This is a genomic window from Rubripirellula obstinata (genome assembly GCF_001642955.1).
GTDB lineage: Bacteria > Planctomycetota > Planctomycetia > Pirellulales > Pirellulaceae > Rubripirellula > Rubripirellula obstinata.
In genome coordinates this window covers 1-18,734 of the sequence record NZ_LWSK01000108.1, presented here as the reverse complement: position 1 = coordinate 18,734, position 18,734 = coordinate 1, and the positions used below count along the sequence as shown (strand labels likewise).

The following is an 18,734-nucleotide window of genomic DNA, read 5'->3' as shown; positions in this document are numbered from 1 at the left end:
ACAGTGCGCGGGGTGAGTCCACGGCGGGGGGCCGCCATGCTACTTTTCGCCCCGCGCGTTTCGCCCCGCATGGACGCGCGGGGCGATGCCCACGCGGTTAAACAATTTGGAAACCCTTCACGGCGTCGGACTGAACCCTGGTGGGATCAGCTACGTTTTGAAACCGTCGCTGCCTTCGCATCTTTGCGTGCCAGCAACTTCTTTTGGTATCTGGATTGAACCACATCCACGATGATCAACACTGCCAGCACAAAGTAGAAGGTGCTCTTGGCCATCGGCATCACGTGATGGCCAAAGAATTGCAAGTGAGCCAGGTGACCGCCCTCGCTCACCAACATCACGCCGACGATGAACAGAATGAACAACCCAAGCACTTCGTACATGCGATTCTTCTTCAAAAATTCGGCCACGCGGTCGGCCAACAAAATCATCATCAAACCGCTGATGATGATCGCGGTCGCCATGATGTAAAGATTCTTGGTCAATGCCATCGCACTTAGAATCGAATCAAACGAAAACACCAAGTTCATCGCGACAATCAAAGCGATCGCTCGGCCAACCGAACTGGTCGCTGCGCCTTCGCCCTCCTGAGTAATGTCATCGACAGCCAGCAAGTGATAGATCTCTTTAATCGCCGTCCACAAGATAAACGCACCGCCAAACAAGACGATCAAACTGTGGCCTGAAACCGATGCCTTGCAGAAATAGGTATCGCATTCAAACATCGATGATTGCAATCGATCGACCATTTGTACGACGACAAACAAAAGCACGATTCGGAAAATGATCGCGAGCCCGATTCCAAGCCGCCTGACCTTGGATTGTGATTTCTCCTCAACCCGTTTGCTCTCAATCGAAATGTAAAGCAAGTTGTCGAACCCCAAGACAATCTGCAACAGAACCAACATCCCGAGCGTAAAGATCCCGGCGGCCGAGAAGAAGCTTTCAACGGGAGTCGTCGTGCTTGCCGTATCAACGACTTCGCCCACCACGCTGCCGACATCGGCCAAAGGGATGGATGCCAGATTCAAGCCAACAAATTGAAGTAATTCCGTCATGTCCTAATTCCGTTGCGTAGGTTTGCCATCGTGGGTGGTGCGAAGCATAGCATCTGGCCGTCAGCCAAAGCCATCGGTAGGACGATGCACCAATACTTGTTTCCAGACACCAGATAGGACCTGATTCGACTTTTCAAACCTTACGGATGAACGACTCGGCATAGCTGCGGACTTCGCTGCCGTTCAAAACGTGAACAGTTCTCAATTGGCCGACCTGTTCATCGCTAAAGGAACTCAGGGGCACGTGGATCAATTGTTTTTTGTAACGCCGAGCCAATCTGCGGAATCCGGTGCCCGGTGCGAGCGAAGATAACACTGCGATTTGTCGTCCTCGGCTGTGCATGCAGGCCGCCGCGATCACGCGTTCTTCCAGCGTTTCAGTAAAGTCCAACCGTCGGTCCAACCAAATGTCGCGAATCGAAACGGGCGGGTACAGGAACATCGCGCCGCCATAAACGCTCATGCCGATCCCCGGTCCGACCATCTCTTTTTGGAAATCGGTCGCAAAGAACGCCAGCGTTGATTCGTCTTTGTGTTCGGCAAACCAGGTCGTTCGCCAGGAATACTCGCGAGGATCCGCAGGGCTGTCGAACAGCATCACGCATGCGTCCAGTGTTCCCCGGCTTGGCGGAACGACTTTGACGTAAATCTGTTTTTCGTACCAATGCCTCAGCGTGTCGCGAATGTCGATGCCGTCTTTGACGCTGGTCGTGAACTTTTCGGTACGCGCAAGATCGTTCCCCATGATCGCCTTGGCGCGGTCGAACACTCGAGTGCGGAAGTTTTCGATCTGATCATCTTCGGGCGGATAACTGCATTGGCTATGGGGATTCCATCGGTACTGCCAGTCGTTCTTTTCTCGGTCATTGGGACGTCGCTGTAGTTGCAGCGTCGTCCAACTCACCGGCGGGCCGGGCAAGCGACTGACCAACGAAACGACTTCTCCATCAGGCAACCTCGCTTGATCAATCCCAAGAGTCACTTTGGTTTCCGACTCAGTGAACTCTGACGTAATGGAAAGGTTTTCATAAAGATATTCACTCGCCCGTTCGGCAACATGCAAAGCAAACGCATCGCCAAGGATCTGTTGGGCTGCGGTAACGATCGTGATTAGGTCAGGCGTCATCCGGCGATGGATCAACGACAGGTTTCGCGTGTACTGCAAACACTTTGACAACAACAGCGGCGTCACGCGTCGGGATCGTTTTCCCAATTCAGCCTTGTAGGAATCACGCGCCGCCAACAGCAGTTCTTTGACACCATCGATCTGAACATTATCGTCGTTTTCCAGTTCTGATCGCGCTCGTTCGTGAAGATGGGTAATGAACGGCAATTCGCCAAACAGAAACATCAACGTTCGCTTGTCCACGTCAAACTGAACAGGGGCATCGGTTTCTTCGTGCTCAGGAAACGAAAAGCCAGCAAAATCGACGTCCGATGGGTTGCGAATTTGAGTGTAAGCTTCGCGAATCCAGGGCCAATGCAAGACGCTGGTGACCAGCAGAATTTTCTCGTGTCGTTGTTCCAGTTCGCACAGGCGTCGTGCCATGTGAACCATCCGTTGCCGTGTTCGTTCGTCGGCCGGTCGCGTGATGGTGGGCAGAACGGCGGCAGCAAACTTTTCAGGCGAAACCTGACGCACCGCATACGGATCTGGCATCGCGGTTGCGTAGGGCTGGAAATCGTTTGTTTCCAAATCGATGTAGGCGCGTGGGATTCGTTCGCCCATTGCCGCACGAATCGCCATGATCACGCTTTGGCACGGATCGATCGGGACGTAACTGGCTGGTCCTGTTTCAGGTTCATCATCTGGATCGTTATCGTCGCCGGGACTCCAAGCCGTCGGTTGTTCAAACGAAGTAAGTGGCTTTTGGATGACGATCGACGGTTTAGGCAATTCCAAAACCGCTGCTTCGACTGGATCAGCAAACGAAGGCGGTAGCGGTACAGCAACGCAGTCAAATTTTTCTTCTAGCAACCATCGCCTAGCGGTCAACGAAAACTGTCCGCTGCCGTGAATAACCGGCAGGATCGCAATCGATTTGCCAATGCGAAGCAATTCAGGAACAAGTTCAGATTCTTCACTCATCATCTATCTCCCCTAACTCTGCTTCGATCTGTTCAATCGTCGGCAACGACGATCGCAGGTCATCCGGCAGGTGTTCGGTGATTTGATACTCGCTGACGCCGATGGGTTTGGCCAGGTCGCGGAGCGAGTATTCGACCTTGATGTCGCTTTTGCTTTTGCAGATCAGGATTCCGAGCGTCGGGCCGTCGGCGTCGGTGCGGACTTGACTGTCGACGGCTGAGATGTAGAAGTTCATCTTGCCAGCGAACTCGGGCTTGAACTTGACGACCTTCAGGTCGATCACGATGTAGCAGTGGAGTTGCAGATGATAAAACAGCAAATCGATGCTGTAGTCATCGCCATCAACATTGAGCTTGTATTGCCGACCAACGAAGGCGAAGCCCGCGCCGAGTTCGAGCAGGAACTTGGTCAGGTGATCGACCAGGCCGTCTTCGAGTTCGCGTTCGTTGTGTCGCTCGGTCAGCGTCAGGAAGTCGAAATTGTATGGATCGCGGAGCAGTTGCCGGGCGAGGTCACTTTCGGGCTGCGGTAACGTGGCCTCGAAATTGTCGATCGCCTTGCCTTCTCGCAGGTGCAAACCGGACTCGATTTGGTGCGTCAGCACGGCACGCGACCAATTGTTTTCGATCGTTTTCTGGAGGTAAAACAGGGCGTCGGTGGGGTCGTCGAGGCGTTGAAACAGGCGAACGTTGTGACCCCAGGGTATTTGCGAAACAAGCTGTTTCGCGGATGACCCAAATTGCGAAACAGCTTGTTTCGCAATTGGATTAACTTTTGGGATCGCCAAACCTGCAGCAGCTTGTTGCTCAAATACGGGCAAGCGACGCCAAAACTGAACCCACTGCCGCATGTATTCTAGGTTTCGACGAGAAAAACCTTTTATTTCAGGGAATTCGGCTGATAGGTCTTTGCCCATCTGCTTCAGGAAACGGTCTCCCCACTTGGCTGTTTCTTGCCGTTCAATAATCTGTTCGCCCAGGAACCAATACAGTTCCAGCATCGCGTAGTTGATCGCCACAGCGGCTTTGATCTGGGATGCTTGGACTTTGCCTTTGATCGACACGATCCAGTCGCGGTATTCGTTTGAATGGGAAATTTCGTCCATGCGATGCCTTTATCTTTCCGGTTCAGAAGCCTTTCCCGTCCTAGTCATCGTAGTCCTTTCCTTGTCTCAAAGTGGCATAGAGGCTTTCAGCTTATGATCAGAGGAACCACAGGCTGGAAGCCTATGACGTCTACTGTTCCGCCACTCCACTCGTGGAAGCTTGAGCGACTACTTTGGTTGATGCGAGGAAAGGAATTCGATCGTTCGCTTCGTCACGGCTTGATCGTTCATCAGAAAGCTGTGCAGGACGGGGAATGTTTCTAATGCTTCGGCACCGTCCAAGGCGGCTTCATCGACGCTGACCACAAAGTCGCCCGAACCGTCAACGAGCGGGTTTTGCAGGGTGTTGGCCGACACGTCACCGGCAATGATTAGGAACGGGAAATCCGGTGTCGCCAGGTTACCCGAAAACGTTTCCCATTGCGGTCCAAGTTCCAAACCGCCCGTGCCAGTGATCCAGCCATACAGCTTTGTCGGAGCCAACCGCCGAGCAATCGCGGCACCTTGATTGGGCGGTCCAAGCATGACCATCGATTGGCAACGCGGCAGGATTCCGGTTGGGTCACCCTCTCGTTTCAAATCGCCGATCAAATGACGAACAATGATATTGCCCATGCTGTGACCAACAAAACTAAACCGCGTCGATTTGGGTTGCGATTCAAGCACCGATCGCAATGCTGCTGCATGATCGCCGATCGAACCGCGTGTGCTGGCGTAGGAAAAACGAATGGTGCGAACAGTGCGGTTCTGATCCTGCCCATCAATTTCGTTTTCAATCAACTGCGATTCAATCAATTGCGATTCAATCAATTGCGCCAGCGGCTTCATGCAGTGACGCGTTCGCATCAAGCCGTGCAGCAAGACGACCGTGTGAGTCGCCTGTGCCTGATCTTTTACCGGACACAATTCATTCAACTTTGATTCGCAGGCATCGCGTGATCCCCAGGCTTGGCGAACGTCGCTGTCATTGAGCAAACGCCAGTGGCCGGTCAAAGCATTTTGTTGGATTCGGTGTCCATCGCGATCGGCAAAGTCGGTCCACAACTGGGTGCCGCCAGTGGTTTTCAGCGGAACGTTTAATCCATTTCCCATGAAAGTTCCTTGATCCGATTGACCTGAAAATTGAGCGGTGAGGTGCTGAGACGATGCCGCCGCTACCAGTGCAACAAGCGAAGCAATCATGAGCGTTTTCTGAGTTGGGCGTTTCATTGGTTTTCCAAATTCTTTGCGTAGGCTTTTTGAACACTTCTCGCCACCACGCAGCGGGTCAGGCCGTATTCATTACTGCCCGATGGGTGTCGTCACTCATACCGAGGGACGTCGAACGGATAAATGCAAATAGTCGTAGACCGCTGTGCGATCGGAATGTTTGTGAATAGTCCCGGAGGGCCGGAAGCCCTGTGCCGGGGATGTAAATCCCCGGATGGCGGCGTTGAACCTCCGAGCCAGAGAAATGATGTGGGTGGCAGCCATCCGGGTGCTCGCGCACCCGGCAGTGGGCTTCCGGCCCTCCGGGACTAACCGTGCAGTATTTCATGCGACGTCCCGAAGGGAGAAGTGTAGGCTTTTTGTTCCATCACTCTTAAGTGCCCAATGGCTCGGTTTTCTTCGCGGAAAACGCGTTCCTATTTTGAAATCACCAAAATCGCCGTTTCCGCATTCAAATTGGGGTCATTGTCAGGCGAGATTTCTTTCTGTGTCGCGGAATCAAAGTACAGTTCTTTCCGAACCTGAATTTCCTTATCACGACACAGATCCAGCACATCAGCGATGCTGGGAAAGCGGCGGTTGGGGGTGTCGTACCAAGAATAATTGAACTGACCGGGCGCGCGAGGCGATCGGCCTCGCTCGACATAGGCTTCGCGTAGCGTTCGGTAAGCAAAGTTGGGGAAACTGACAATCACCAGCTTTCCGACACGCAACATTTCATCAAACAACTCAGCCACGTTGGACACCGCCTGCAACGTCGCACTCAAGATTACAAAGTCGAATTGCTTGTCGGTAAAAGCGGGCAGTCCATGGTTCAGGTCATAGTCAATGACATCAAGTCCGCGACTGGCTGCTTTCACGATGCTGGCCTGCGCGACTTCGACACCGACCAAGTCGCAGTGGTTCCGGTCACGCAGCGATGCAAGCAGGCTCCCGTCGCCGCAGCCTAGGTCCAAGACCGAAGCACCAGGCGGAATCTGTGACAGGATCAATTCTTCGACCGGCGACAAAACCGGTTTTGATGAATCTGTTTTGCCGAGCCTGGCTTCGATGATCGGTGCGAATTGTTGAATGTCTTGATTGACCAAGAAAGCGTCATGGCCGGCCGTCGAAGTAATTTCGGCGTAGGTGACGCGTTTATGCAGCATCGCCAGCGCCGCGACAATGTCTTGTGATTGACGCGGCGTGAACAACCAATCGCTGCTGAAACTGACGATCAAGAAATCAGCATCCGATTCGTCAAACGTCTCCATCAACTGCAGCCGATTTGCACCGAGGTCAAACAAATCCATCGCCATCGACAAGGTGACGTAGCTGTTGGCGTCAAATCGAGTGGTAAATTTTTCGCCCTGATGCGCCAGGTACGAACCGACGCTGAAACGTTGTTCAAAACTGGACGCAATCTGACGTGGATCGTGGCGATCGGGATCAAACTTGTCCTCCATCGCTTCGCTGGACAAATAAGTGATGTGGCCGAGCATTCTGGCAATCGCCAAACCGGTGTCTGGACGATGCGGTTGGTCGTAATACTGTCCGTCGAAGAAATGCGGGTCGGTTTGGATCGCATTGCGGGCGATCACATCGAACCCGAGTGCTTGACTGGTTAGCCGCGGCGAGGAAGCGATCACGACGCATAAGCGAACTGATTTTGGATGCCGGGTCACCCAGGTCATTGCTTGGTGCCCGCCCAGTGATCCGCCGACAACGGCTCGCCAAGATTGGATCCCCAAATGGTCCGCCAACCGACGCTGAACATCGACCATGTCCGCCACGGTGATTCGCGGGAATTCCGCGCCGTAGGGTCGTGGCGGATCGGTCGTCGGATCGATTTCGCCCGGTCCGGTCGTGCCGCGGCATCCGCCAAGCACGTTGGGACAAACGACAAAAAAACGATCGGTGTCAATCGCTTTGCCTGGGCCGATTAGATCTTCCCACCAACCCAGGTCATCATCCGCGTCATGCCGGGCAGCGTGCGAATCGCCTGAAATGGCATGACACACCAGCACCGCATTGGATCCGTCGTCGTCCAAGGTTCCCCACGTTTCATACGCGCAAGTCACCTCGGGCAATCGACCGCCAAGTTCAAGTTCGATCGGGCCGGCAAAGCAAACACTTTTTGCGTGCCGCAGTTTGGTTGCCGATCGAAGGTCATCAGTGCTGGAAAACGAGTCGGTCATGCAGTCGCCGCAGCAAGCGCCTGATCCAAATCAGCGATGATGTCGCCCACGTCTTCAATCCCAACGGACACACGGATGTATTCAGGCTTGACGCCGGCTTGAGTTTGTTCGGCATCGGACAACTGTTGGTGCGTCGTGCTGGCGGGGTGAATCACCAGTGTTTTCGCGTCGCCAATGTTTGCGAGGTGCGAACACAGCTTGCAGGAATTGATGAACTTCTTGCCCGCTTCCATTCCGCCCTTGATGCCGAATCCCATGATCGCACCCTGGCCGTTGGGCAGGTACTTCTGACCGCGTTTGTAATCTTTGTGTGATTCCAATCCGGGGAAGTTGACCCATTCGACTGCATCGTGTGCTTCCAGGTGCTTTGCGACAGCCAAGGCGTTTTCGCAGTGTCGTGGCATACGCAAATGCAGCGTTTCAATTCCCATGATGAATAGGAATGCCGCAAAGGGGCTCATTGCCGCACCGGTATCACGCAGCCAATGCGTTCGGATGTGCAGCAGGTACGCGATGTTACCCATCGGACGCAAATGTTCCTCGAAGACCGCGCCATGATACGACGGCGACGGAGCACAGAACTCGGGCCACTTTTCCGGTTGGTCTGCCCACTTGAAATTGCCGCTGTCGACGATCGCGCCACCGATGTGAACGCCGTGTCCGCCCAGGAACTTTGTCGTGCTGTAGATCACGATATCGATTCCATGCTCGAACGGCTTCAACAACATTGGCGTCATCGTTGTGTTGTCACAAAGCACCGGAATCGCTCCATGCGGCGCGGAATGTGCTGCGTCAGCGATGGCCTTGAAATCAGGAACGTCGTTCTTTGGATTGCCGATGCTTTCCATGTAAACCAGACGCGTGTTCTCATCGACCAACTCGTGAATCTTTTCAGGTTGATCGGGATCAAAGAAGCGAACTTCGATGCCCATCTGTTTTAGCGTTTGCGTGAACAGCGTCCATGTTCCGCCGTACAGCGACGTGCTGCTGATGATGTTTTGGCCGCTGTGAGCCAGCGTTAGAACCGCAGCACTGATTGCCGCTTGTCCCGACGCAAAGCACAGCCCCGTCACGCCGCCTTCGAGTGCAGCCAAACGCTTTTCCAGCACATCAACGGTGGGGTTCATCAACCGGCTGTAGATGTTGCCGAATTCAGTCAGCCCAAATAATGCCGCAGCGTGATCGGTGTCATTGAACGTGAAGCTGGATGTCGCATAGATCGGCACGGCACGGCTGTTTGTGTCTGAATCGGGTGCATGTCCAGCGTGCAATGCCTGGGTGCCGGGTTTGTAGGTGTCGGTCATTAGGTTTTCCTGAAGATTTAGGGGTGTTCTACAGCCGTCTGGCATTCTAACGCCCAAACAAGCTCCCGAGCACCATGCTGATTTGATCCGGTTTTGATGCGAATTCCGGGCGGGTAAATGCCTTTCCAGAACCTTCACGGAATCTTAATCAGATCGACGCATGACCTTCACTATTTTCGAGATCGGTGTCCCTATATTCCCCCCTCACTGACGAATCAATCACTCACGGGAATGAATCCAGATGTTTCGATCGAACAGGCATCCTTCGGCAGGCAGTGACGCGGGGATTTGCGTCACCCGAAGGTCTAGTCGCAGAGCTTTCACACTCGTCGAGCTGTTGGTGGTCATTGCGATCATTGGCGTCTTGGTTGGATTGCTTTTGCCAGCAGTGCAAGCGGCACGAGAAGCGGCTCGCCGAATGAGCTGCAGCAACAATCTGAAACAAATCGGCTTGGCGATGCACAACTACGCCAGCGTGTATCGAGGTTTCCCCGCCAGCCGCGTGAACATCAAAACGCCAGACTTTGAAGCGGGATGGCAAGTGATGTTGTTGCCTTACCTCGAACAGACTGCTTTGTTTGAAGACTACCAAACCAACTTGACTTGGTCGCATCCTGACAATCTTCCGGCAACTGAGAAGAGCGTTCCAGCGTTTTTGTGTCCCACCGCACCCTCGGAACGAACGATGCCGACGACTGCGATTATGGAAGAGCGTGATATCGATTACGGGTCGCCGCGATTTGGTTCAAGCGATTACGCCGCGATCAATAACATTCGTCGCAGTTGCTGGACCGTTAACAATTCTGAAATGCCAGGCCGGATTCAACGACAACTTCCTGGGGCACTGTACTCCAAAGATCACAAAGACCCACGAGTCGTTGGCCGCGGCATTCGGTTAAGCGAAATTCTTGACGGCCTGTCCAATACCTTGATGTTGGTCGAAGACGCTGGTCGCCCAGAGCTTTACATCAACGGAAGGCTTGGCCAAAACCCCGATGGAGGCGAAGTTTGGTCGGGGACTTTCTTTGTCGAAGAAGGCTGGGGTTGGGCCGATCACCAAGACAGCATTAGCTTGGACTTTGCTGACCCAATCACCGGCTTGGCAAACAAGACCGACAAGAGCGCGCCCTACGATGTCAACGTTCGTGGTTCCGCGGTGATGAATGCCACCAACGACGGTGAGATGTATTCGTTCCATCCCGGCGGCGCAATGTCGCTTCGCTGTGACGGATCGGTCCAATTTATGAACGAAAGTATCGACGGGCTGCTGATGGCAGCTCTGGCAACCAAGCAAGGTCGGGAGGTCATCGAAGAAGAATGAAAATTTCAAATAAAAAGAAGACAACTTTGGGTTTCACCTTCACCGTTTCAACCTTCACCGTTTCAATCTTTGCAGGGCTTTTGTCTTGTGGAGTCGCCAATGCGGTCAAGCCGTCGATCAAAACCGTTTCAGATAAACCTTTGTCGGTCGAGTTCATTGGCAAGGTCGAATTTGCAGGTGACGATGTCGATCTGAGCGGCCTTGCGGACGGATTGGAAGATCAATCACCGTCGAATCGTTTGGGTGGCTTTTCGGCGATCGAATATACGGGTAAAGGAAATCGCTTCGCGGTCCTGGCCGACCGAGGTGCGGGCGATGGAGCCGTATCCTTCCCATGCCGAATGCAGTTCGTCGATCTGCAAATCAAGCGAGAAGGCAAAACGATTCAGGCCGATTGGATTGAAACCGTTTTGCTGAAGGCGATCGATGGAGTTCAACTTGACGGGTCGAACACCACCGCCATCGTTGATCGTTCGCAAACACGCGATCAACCCTGGCACGCCATGGACCCCGAAGGCATTCGCCGCTGGGGAAATGGCTGGTTGATCAGCGATGAATACGGCCCCAATATCGGCAGCTTCAATATCGACGGCCAGCTTGAAACGCAGTGGCAGTTACCGACGTCCCGCACTCGATGCAAAATGTCTGAAGCTGAATTGTTAGACAAAGACAGTTCAAAGAATCAGGCCATTGGGTGTTATGACAACAAGGGCCTAGAAGGCTTGGCGGTGACGCCGTCGGGATCAACCGTTTGGGCTTCGTACCAAAGCAGTTTGCTTCAAGACGGCGAATTGGTGGGTGGACGGTGTCGTGGCGATTTCACTCGTTGGATTGCGTTTGATCGTGACGGTAAGCGGACAGCCGAAGTGGCTTACCCAATGGCCAGTCGGAAGTCGGGCATCAGCGAATTGCTGGCCTTGGACGAAAATCGAATGCTGGTGTTAGAACGCGATGGCAAGACAGGCAAAAAAGCAAAGGTCAAGCGAATCTATCTTGCTGACTTGCGTAACGCGAGCGAAATTTCCAAGGTGGATTCGCTGCCACTGAGCCAGTCTGATAACCTGAAACAGTCCGATCCGATCAAGCCAGTAAGCAAAAGACTTCTTATTGATTTGATGGATCTGGAAAACGAACTAGGGGATGCCGCAACGGCCGAAAAGCCTGAAGGCCTGACCTGGGGACCGCCACTGGAAGACGGTCGGCGAACATTGTGGGTTTGCTGGGACAACGATTTTGATCCCAGTCGAAAATCCTACATCGCGTGTTTCGCGATCAACTAGTTTTTGCGAGCTGTTAGCGATTAGGCCTGCGACGATACAGTCGCAGGTCGTTGGGGCCGCAGAACATCAGAAGTAATGCGCCCGGGACAGCGCTGGCCTCAAAAACGGCCTCGTGAAAATCATCTTCGCCTGGCCATGGATACGAATACACGATTGCGAAATCGTCTAAGTCCAATCCAAGCTTTTCGTAGGCCGGCGCGGCGGCGTGACCGACGCTGGGCAGCCACGGATCATCGGCCAACGATTCAGAACCGGCGGGCAAAAAGTTCCCTTCGATCAGTTCGCCGCCTCGGTCCCAATGCCGAAGTGTCTCGCGGCCGTGACGAATCAATTCTGATTCCGCCTCGATGCCAATCGCGTCAAGCTGCAGCGAGCTTGCGAGTGCCGTGACGACTGCGAAGCCGCAGCCCCATTCTAAAAATCGTTTGCCGATCGTCAGTTGGGTTTCTAAGATCCAATCGAGCGATTGATAGACGTGGCAAAAATCCGCAGCGACAAACTGTTCGATTTGTGGTCGGTCCCATTGATCTTGAAACGCTTCGATACGATGTTCGTCACGTTGGATAGCTTCGCGAACCCAAGGTGGAATTTCACGAGCATCAACCGCGGACGGGATCGGGATTTTTGTAAGCATTCTGGTTGCATGGACCGTTCAATGGACCGGACTTGTCAAACCTGTTTTCTACCATGACGCCATGATTGAACATGCCCCCAACACGACCACACGCAACATCGCGGCGACAAGCCAAGCGGTGTCGCGTGCCGATTGCGAATCGCTGATCATTTGCCTGGAAGGCGGTCGGTTTGTGATTGCTGCCGTGGATAACGATCCGTTTCCCGTGTTGATTTGCGAAGACAAGCCTGACTTGCGTGAATTGGCCGTCGGCGACACGGTGGACTATCGCGGAGATTCCTGCAAAGTACGTGCGGTTGAGGTCTTTCGGTAACGATCGCCAAGAGGGCATTTGCGTTAATCAAAAGTAGGCCGTAGCGAGCGGAGCGAGTTACGGCATCGCCGCAGAACCCTGCCGTAACTCGCTTCACTCGCTACGGCCTACAAAAGTTTGCCAGTCAGGGGCCCCACCACCTCCTCCCAACGCCGCGAAGGGTTTTGGTCCCGGAAAACACGTGTTGGTTCGTTTAGCCGCGTGGGCATCGCCCCGCGCGTCGCGCCGCCCCGAACGCGCGGGGCGATGCCCACGCGGTTAAACGGTTTAGAAACCCTTCACGGCGCTGACCTGCTCCCCTATCGGGTTCGGCACCGGCGATCAATCGGGTACGGTAGAATCAGTGCTTACCGATTGAACCCGTATTTTCTTTGTTCCGAGTCTGACTTGCCCGAAAGCCTGCTGAATTATCGGTTGAAACTTGGAACCTATGCTGGGATTCCACTGTTCGTTCATTGGTCATTTTCGCTGGCCGTGATTTATGTTTCATTGCAGGTCATGCATGCCGGACCGCAGCAGATGCTTTTTTCGATCGCTCAATTGTTTGGTGTTTTTCTGTGCGTGACGCTGCACGAATACGGGCATGCGATGGCCGCGAGAATGTACGGCATTTCCACCGCTGATATCACGCTATTGCCGATCGGCGGCGTCGCGCGGTTGAAGAAGATGCCACGCATCCCTTGGCAGGAATTCATCGTCGCGATTGCTGGTCCCGCCGTGAACATTGTCATCGCCATCTTGCTGGCGATCACATTGGCGATTTTGGTGGACCCGGCGCTACTGCGAGCGATCGGGACTTACGCAATGGTCTTGCAAGAACCGATGACGGACGAGACTCGGGACATGCTGTTAGATCTGTTCAACCAGCCGTCATGGACCGGCTATGGAGTTCTGTTGTTGATCGTCAATCTAGTGTTGGTGGCTTTTAACATGATCCCCGCTTTTCCGATGGATGGCGGCCGAGTCTTTCGGGCGGTGCTTGCGATGAGCATCAATTATCGCACGGCAACGCGGATTGCTTCGCGAGTCGGAGTTGTGATTGCGGTGTTGATGGGATTTTTTGCGATCCAAAGTGATCCACCGCTGCTGTTTCCATTGTTCATCGCTGCGTTCATCGCCTATTCGGGACTTGGTGAAGCGAGGCAAGTTGATTTGATGGAATCAGTAAGCGGACTGACCGTGGGGCAAGTGATGTTGCGAGACACTTCTGCGTTTTCAATGGATTTGAATATCAGCGAGTTGCAGCGTCGTTGGCAATCGATTCCTTTGACGAGCGTTCCAGTGGTTTCGATTGCGGGAACGGTGGTTGGTGTGTTGTCGTTGCGAGACCTGACGACCCAAATTGAATCCGGCGTGGATCCATCAACGACGGCTGGTGAGATGGTCGATCATCGAAAAAGTTTTGGCCCGGTGCGGGCAGAACAAGCATTGCAGGAAGCGATCGCCCAAGTCGGAAAACACCATCGCCAGATTCCCGTCGTTGACGAAAGCGGAGCCCTGGTGGGCACACTCGACCTGGACACGATGATCCAGCGATCTGCGATTCAAATCTCGTCGGATGCTCCCGCAAACAATGATCCAGCGACGACGCACTTTGATCAGCGGTCTTGAGCTGAATTTTATGAGTTCGCTTATTTAATTTCGGCATACAATACCAGCTCCGAAATTGTCTTTACCGCTCTTCCGCACCAATGGGATGGATTCATGCGTCGAACACCGAGACTGGAATCACTGGAAGGTCGTCGTTTGTTGGCAGGCAATGTTGGGGAGTGTTCTTCGACATCGATGGACGAAGCCGCCGAATTCTCGACACTTGGTGTTTCGGCTGCCGATGCGGGATCGACCCGCGCGACCTCCGCGAACGTGGGTTCGGTTGACGGCACCATTCGGTTGGCAGGATCGCTGGGCTTCTTTGATCGAGTCGATACGATTGCGTTTACGGTTGATCGGGACGCCGAAGTTCAATTGCAACTGTCCGGTCTGAACCGAGATGCCAACCTCTACTTGTCTGACAGTTCAGGAAACGTGCTGGGACGCTCGACACGTTTTGGTACGCAAAGTGAACTGATTAGTGAATCGCTCGATGCGGGCGAGTACTTCGTGACCGTGGCCACTCGTTCGTTTTGGTCGTCTCGTTATCGATTGACGATCTCTGCAGAATTGCAACCCGAAACGCCGCCAGATCTCGCGGATGCAACACCGCCGCTTGCACCCGGTGCAGGAACGACTTTGCAAGACGTTGGCTACTTTGGTGGATCACGCGATTGGAATTTGAATGCGGTGGGAGCACCCGAATCTTGGGCAGCGGGTTACACCGGCCAAGGAGTTTTGGTGGCGGTGGTCGATACCGGCGTCGATTTAGATCACCCAGATTTGTCCAGCAACATCTTCGTCAACGCAGGCGAAATTGCGGGCAATGGAATTGATGACGACGGCAATGGGTTCGTTGATGATGTCAACGGTTTTGACTTTGCCGACGGTGACGCCGATCCCAACGACGTTGGTGGACATGGCACGCATGTGGCGGGAACGATTGCTGCGGGCAACAATGGTTTTGGGGCAACAGGCGTTGCACCGGGCGCGACGATCTTGCCTGTACGCGTGCTTGGTGCAAGTGGTGCTGGCAGCACCTTGGATGTCGCCGCAGGCATTCGCTATGCAGCGGACCTGGGCGCGGACATTATCAACCTTAGCCTGGGCGGTGGTTATAGCCGTGCGATCGATTCAGCAATCGATTACGCTCGCGCGTTAGGCTCGTTCATCGTTGCGGCAGCGGGCAACGAATCGTCGGCCGTGCCTGGTTTTCCGGCTCGGTTTAGTGCAACGGATGACAACGTGATTTCCGTCGGTGCCTATTCGTCGTCAGGGCGTTTGGCGGGATTCAGTAACGACGTCGGTTCAAGCCAGTCCGTGCAAGTCGATGCGCCGGGAGTCGGCATCTACAGCACGTATGTTGGCGGCCGTTATGCGACGCTAAGCGGGACCAGCATGGCCGCGCCGCATGTCGCTGGCTTGGCCGCATTGACGTTGTCGGCGAACCCGGATCTGACCAGCCCCGAATTGAGAGCTCTGTTAGCGTCCGGTACCGTTGGCCGTGCGGTTGGTTCGGATGCCGTCGGATCCGTTACCGCGCAGACCACGGTGGGCTATGCCGCAGCAGGATTTGGTGGAAGCAGCAATGCTTCGTCACGCTTGGCAGGTGGCTCGGGTAACAGTAACCGCATCGATTCCGGAAGACTTAGAACCACTGGGATCGACGGGACATCCTTTGATTATCGAGCGATCGCAGGATCCAGCAACGCCCAAGCGTCTCATTCCGCAAACGAAGACACATCGATCACCGATGACTTGATTCCGCAGTCTCTTCATCCGCAAGATGCGAACGACGCGGCTTTGGAATCATTTCAGCTTGCTGCTAGTCAGACTTCGACGACGCCGATCGCTGATCTCGAACCGTCCGCTGACGACGCTAGCCCAAACGATTCTTCTTTTGAAGCTTTCGTTTCGTCTTTCCAGTCAATGACTGTTTCATCAATTCCTGAGCAGGCGAAGGTGTGACCAAGATCACTTTGACGAGTGATCCCCAACGCCGTTAAGGGTTTCTAAATTGTTTAACCGCGTGGGCATCGCCCCGCGCGTCTACGCTGAACGAACCGCGCCGGGCGATGCCCACGCGGCTAAACGAACTAACACTTGTTTTCGCGTGCCCGTATCCTGCGCGTGCTAGGCGTCTGAACCTGTTAGACTGTTTGGCCAGGCTGGCATCAACGCAGATTCCGAAAGTTGCTGTTCGTTAAAGTTCGAAGCAATGATCATTGGCCTGGTTGGATACCACACCTTGCTTTTCACGCATCGGGTCATTGATGAATATGGAAGACTCACAGTTTTCGCCTGCGTCTCCTCAGCGGCGATTTAACACTCGGCTGGGCTTGATTCTGTTTGCGTTTTATTCGCTGCTGTATCTTGGCTTTGTCCTGATCAGCGCGTTGGCGACTGACATGATGGAGATCACCGTAGTCGCTGGATTGAACTTGGCGATCGTCTACGGATTTGGGCTGATCTTTGCGGCATTCGTGTTGGCGATGGCCTACGGATTGCTTTGCAAAACTGAAACAACGCCCCCAAGTCAGGAAGACGTTCAATGATTTACGATCCAGCTCCTTTGGCAGTCATTGTCTTTATTCTTTTCGTTGTCTTTACAGTTGGCCTTAGTTTTTTCCTGGGCCGCAAAGCAAAGTCGTCGGCGGGGTACTTTGCGGCACATGGCCAGATTCCATGGGCGGTCAACGGAGTGGCATTCGCGGGCGACTACTTGTCCGCGGCTTCGTTCCTGGGCATTTGCGGAATGATCGCAACCTACGGCTACGACGGGTTTCTGTATTCGATCGGTTACTTGGCTGGCTGGATTGTTGCCTTGTTTGTGATTGCCGAGCCAATGAAACGGCTTGGGAAATTCACGTTCGCCGATGCCTTGGATGCCAAGTTCAATTCGCCCGGTATCAAGGCGGCCGCTGGGATTAGCACGTTGGTGGTTAGCATTTTTTATCTGATCCCACAAATGGTCGGCGCGGGCGTTCTGATTCAGCCTTTGCTTGGGTATCCGCACTGGGTTGGCGTGGTGATGGTCGGCGTGGTCGTGATCATGATCGTTGTCACCGCGGGGATGGTTTCAACGACATGGGTTCAGTTTTTGAAAGGCTCGCTGTTGGTCTTGTTCAGCGGGATCTTGGTCGTGATGGTGTTGGGAAAAGGCCTGAATGCCAAGCCAGACGCTTTCGAGACACTCGGTCCGGTCGCTCGCGATTCGCTGGCTGGATTTGTTAGCGAAGATCGAAAAGTCATGCCGGCCGATGATGGATGGCAAGACCAAGACTACATTCGATTGCGTAAAGCCGGGGCATCAGGTTTTGATCTGTTTCGTGTTGAATCGGTTGATGGAACCGACAACGTTCTGTTACGCGAAGCTCAGGTGATACGCACGACTGATGGCCAGCGATTGGTCGATGGTTCACCGATTGGTACTGACGCAGATCAAAAACAACTCAGGCCCGTGGGCCACGTTTCAAAACTGCCCGATGGCCAAGAGCAAACGGGACCGTTGGGGCCGATTGAATTCTTCAACACGATTCGTGACAGTGAACTGGTTTTGTGGGGCAATGAGACCGTCGTTCATGATGATGGCTCGAAATCAACGGTGTACTTTCAAAAACCGACCGATGGAACACGAGTGCTACGTCCAGGTGAACATCCCAAGTTCGCGGGCATCCGAGGGGACAACACGATCGACAAAATCAATTTCCTTTCCTTGATGCTGGCGTTGTTCTGTGGGACTGCATCTTTGCCTCACATTTTGATTCGATACTACACCGTCAAGGATGGCGCGGCGGCTCGCAAGAGCACGATCGTCGGCATTGCAACGATTGGATTCTTTTACGTGTTGACGATGTACTTGGGGCTGGGCGCGATGACCAGCGGTGCGATGGATCTGAGCGATAATAATATGGCTGCGCCGTTGTTGGCTCGCAGTTTAAGCCCATTGCTGTTCGCGATCATATCAGCGATCGCGTTCACCACGGTGCTGGGAACGGTTAGCGGTTTGATTTTGGCCAGCAGTGGTGCGGTGGCTCATGATTTGATCGGCGGAGTGCTTGGCATCAAACTTAGCGGTGAGGCTCAGGTGCGGGTTGCGAAATTGGCGGCAGTCGTCGTGGGGATCATCGCAATCATCTTGGGAATCTTGTTCAAGGAATTGAACGTTAGCTACTTGGTCGGTTGGGCTTTTAGCATTGCAGCGAGTGCGAACTTACCGGCGCTTGTCATGCTGCTGTTTTGGAAGCGAACGACCAAGGAGGGGATCATTGCCAGCGTTGTGATGGGCGCAATGTCTTCGCTGGGGTGGATTTTGCTGTCTTCGGACACCTACGCGAAGGTCTACGGATGGGATCCGGCCGACGCGATCGCTCCGTTCAGCCAACCTGGGATCGTCACGATTCCGTTGGCATTCTTAACGCTGGTTGTGGTTTCGCTGTGGTCGCAGCCCAAGCCAGCGATTGGTTAGTTCGTTTAGCCGCGTGGGCATCGCCCCGCGTGTTGTGCTGGCCCGAACGCGCGGGGCGATGCCTGGGCCGCTACATCTTTGGTATTGACATAGTATTTTGCAATTAAGAATTTGTTCCGCTTTCAGTCCAATGCGGCCATTCGAATCGTAGGAGGCAACTCGATCGATTTCCGTTGCGGGCTTGTC

The 18,734-nt window shown here is 53.9% G+C and carries 14 protein-coding genes; 7 read left to right on the top strand and 7 right to left on the bottom strand.

Going from position 1 to position 18,734, the window contains the following annotated elements:
• Window positions 1–146: 146 nt before the first annotated feature.
• From RC85_RS20150 to RC85_RS20125, 6 genes are all read right to left on the bottom strand, one after another.
• The gene (locus RC85_RS20150) at window positions 147–1,058 is read right to left on the bottom strand and encodes a TerC family protein (protein ID WP_235033411.1); all 912 of its coding nucleotides are present in this window, start codon (window positions 1,056–1,058) and stop codon (window positions 147–149) included.
• A gap of 133 nt (window positions 1,059–1,191) precedes the next feature.
• A complete protein-coding gene (locus RC85_RS20145) occupies window positions 1,192–3,147 on the bottom strand; it encodes a hypothetical protein (RefSeq protein WP_068266135.1) in 1,956 nt (651 codons plus the stop codon).
• Window positions 3,140–4,252: a PDDEXK nuclease domain-containing protein gene (locus RC85_RS20140; protein WP_068266133.1), complete on the bottom strand. Its 1,113-nt coding sequence runs from the start codon at window positions 4,250–4,252 to the stop codon at window positions 3,140–3,142. Before RC85_RS20140 ends, RC85_RS20145 begins: the two co-directional genes overlap by 8 nt.
• Before the next feature lie 168 nt (window positions 4,253–4,420).
• Window positions 4,421–5,434: an esterase/lipase family protein gene (locus tag RC85_RS20135; RefSeq protein WP_235033410.1), complete on the bottom strand. Its 1,014-nt coding sequence runs from the start codon at window positions 5,432–5,434 to the stop codon at window positions 4,421–4,423.
• Window positions 5,435–5,877: 443 nt separating this feature from the next.
• On the bottom strand, window positions 5,878–7,638 hold the full coding sequence (gene metX / locus RC85_RS20130) for a homoserine O-acetyltransferase MetX (RefSeq protein ID WP_084422876.1): 1,761 nt from the start codon (window positions 7,636–7,638) through the stop codon (window positions 5,878–5,880).
• Window positions 7,635–8,942: an O-acetylhomoserine aminocarboxypropyltransferase/cysteine synthase family protein gene (locus RC85_RS20125; protein ID WP_068266129.1), complete on the bottom strand. Its 1,308-nt coding sequence runs from the start codon at window positions 8,940–8,942 to the stop codon at window positions 7,635–7,637. Before RC85_RS20125 ends, metX begins: the two co-directional genes overlap by 4 nt.
• Before the next feature lie 241 nt (window positions 8,943–9,183).
• Between RC85_RS20125 and RC85_RS20120 the strand changes: the two genes are divergently transcribed.
• Window positions 9,184–10,263 carry a DUF1559 domain-containing protein gene (locus RC85_RS20120; RefSeq protein ID WP_084422875.1) on the top strand — a complete coding sequence of 360 codons (1,080 nt, stop codon included), beginning with the start codon at window positions 9,184–9,186 and terminating at the stop codon, window positions 10,261–10,263.
• Window positions 10,260–11,543 carry an esterase-like activity of phytase family protein gene (locus RC85_RS20115; protein ID WP_084422874.1) on the top strand — a complete coding sequence of 428 codons (1,284 nt, stop codon included), beginning with the start codon at window positions 10,260–10,262 and terminating at the stop codon, window positions 11,541–11,543. The genes RC85_RS20120 and RC85_RS20115 overlap by 4 nt, the downstream gene beginning before the upstream one ends.
• Window positions 11,544–11,556: 13 nt before the next feature.
• Here the strand turns inward: RC85_RS20115 and RC85_RS20110 are convergent, their stop codons facing one another.
• Complete coding sequence (locus RC85_RS20110) at window positions 11,557–12,177, bottom strand: hypothetical protein (RefSeq protein WP_068266127.1); 621 nt, start codon at window positions 12,175–12,177, stop codon at window positions 11,557–11,559.
• Window positions 12,178–12,238: 61 nt separating this feature from the next.
• Between RC85_RS20110 and RC85_RS20105 the strand changes: the two genes are divergently transcribed.
• From RC85_RS20105 to RC85_RS20085, 5 genes are all read left to right on the top strand, one after another.
• Window positions 12,239–12,490 carry a hypothetical protein gene (locus tag RC85_RS20105; protein ID WP_068266126.1) on the top strand — a complete coding sequence of 84 codons (252 nt, stop codon included), beginning with the start codon at window positions 12,239–12,241 and terminating at the stop codon, window positions 12,488–12,490.
• A 246-nt stretch (window positions 12,491–12,736) separates the two neighbouring features.
• On the top strand, window positions 12,737–14,101 hold the full coding sequence (locus tag RC85_RS20100) for a site-2 protease family protein (RefSeq protein ID WP_068266125.1): 1,365 nt from the start codon (window positions 12,737–12,739) through the stop codon (window positions 14,099–14,101).
• Between the two features lie 93 nt (window positions 14,102–14,194).
• Window positions 14,195–16,048, top strand: a complete 1,854-nt coding sequence (locus tag RC85_RS20095) for a S8 family serine peptidase (protein ID WP_068266123.1) — start codon at window positions 14,195–14,197, stop codon at window positions 16,046–16,048.
• A gap of 305 nt (window positions 16,049–16,353) precedes the next feature.
• Window positions 16,354–16,635: a DUF485 domain-containing protein gene (locus RC85_RS20090; protein ID WP_068266136.1), complete on the top strand. Its 282-nt coding sequence runs from the start codon at window positions 16,354–16,356 to the stop codon at window positions 16,633–16,635.
• A complete protein-coding gene (locus RC85_RS20085; protein ID WP_068266121.1) occupies window positions 16,632–18,548 on the top strand; it encodes a sodium/solute symporter in 1,917 nt (638 codons plus the stop codon). The genes RC85_RS20090 and RC85_RS20085 overlap by 4 nt, the downstream gene beginning before the upstream one ends.
• Window positions 18,549–18,734: the final 186 nt, after the last annotated feature.

Excerpts from the sequence above, each read along its gene's own strand:
- RC85_RS20110 (WP_068266127.1), bottom strand. The coding sequence starts at position 12,177 with ATGCTTACAAAAATCCCGATCCCGTCCGCGGTTGATGCTCGTGAAATT.
- RC85_RS20085 (WP_068266121.1), top strand. The coding sequence starts at position 16,632 with ATGATTTACGATCCAGCTCCTTTGGCAGTCATTGTCTTTATTCTTTTC.
- RC85_RS20115 (WP_084422874.1), top strand. The coding sequence starts at position 10,260 with ATGAAAATTTCAAATAAAAAGAAGACAACTTTGGGTTTCACCTTCACC.
- RC85_RS20125 (WP_068266129.1), bottom strand. The coding sequence starts at position 8,942 with ATGACCGACACCTACAAACCCGGCACCCAGGCATTGCACGCTGGACAT.
- RC85_RS20095 (WP_068266123.1), top strand. The coding sequence starts at position 14,195 with ATGCGTCGAACACCGAGACTGGAATCACTGGAAGGTCGTCGTTTGTTG.
- RC85_RS20135 (WP_235033410.1), bottom strand. The coding sequence starts at position 5,434 with ATGATTGCTTCGCTTGTTGCACTGGTAGCGGCGGCATCGTCTCAGCAC.
- RC85_RS20105 (WP_068266126.1), top strand. The coding sequence starts at position 12,239 with ATGATTGAACATGCCCCCAACACGACCACACGCAACATCGCGGCGACA.
- RC85_RS20150 (WP_235033411.1), bottom strand. The coding sequence starts at position 1,058 with ATGACGGAATTACTTCAATTTGTTGGCTTGAATCTGGCATCCATCCCT.
- RC85_RS20100 (WP_068266125.1), top strand. The coding sequence starts at position 12,737 with ATGCCCACGCGGTTAAACGGTTTAGAAACCCTTCACGGCGCTGACCTG.
- RC85_RS20145 (WP_068266135.1), bottom strand. The coding sequence starts at position 3,147 with ATGAGTGAAGAATCTGAACTTGTTCCTGAATTGCTTCGCATTGGCAAA.
- metX (WP_084422876.1), bottom strand. The coding sequence starts at position 7,638 with ATGACCGACTCGTTTTCCAGCACTGATGACCTTCGATCGGCAACCAAA.
- RC85_RS20120 (WP_084422875.1), top strand. The coding sequence starts at position 9,184 with ATGTTTCGATCGAACAGGCATCCTTCGGCAGGCAGTGACGCGGGGATT.
- RC85_RS20090 (WP_068266136.1), top strand. The coding sequence starts at position 16,354 with ATGAATATGGAAGACTCACAGTTTTCGCCTGCGTCTCCTCAGCGGCGA.
- RC85_RS20140 (WP_068266133.1), bottom strand. The coding sequence starts at position 4,252 with ATGGACGAAATTTCCCATTCAAACGAATACCGCGACTGGATCGTGTCG.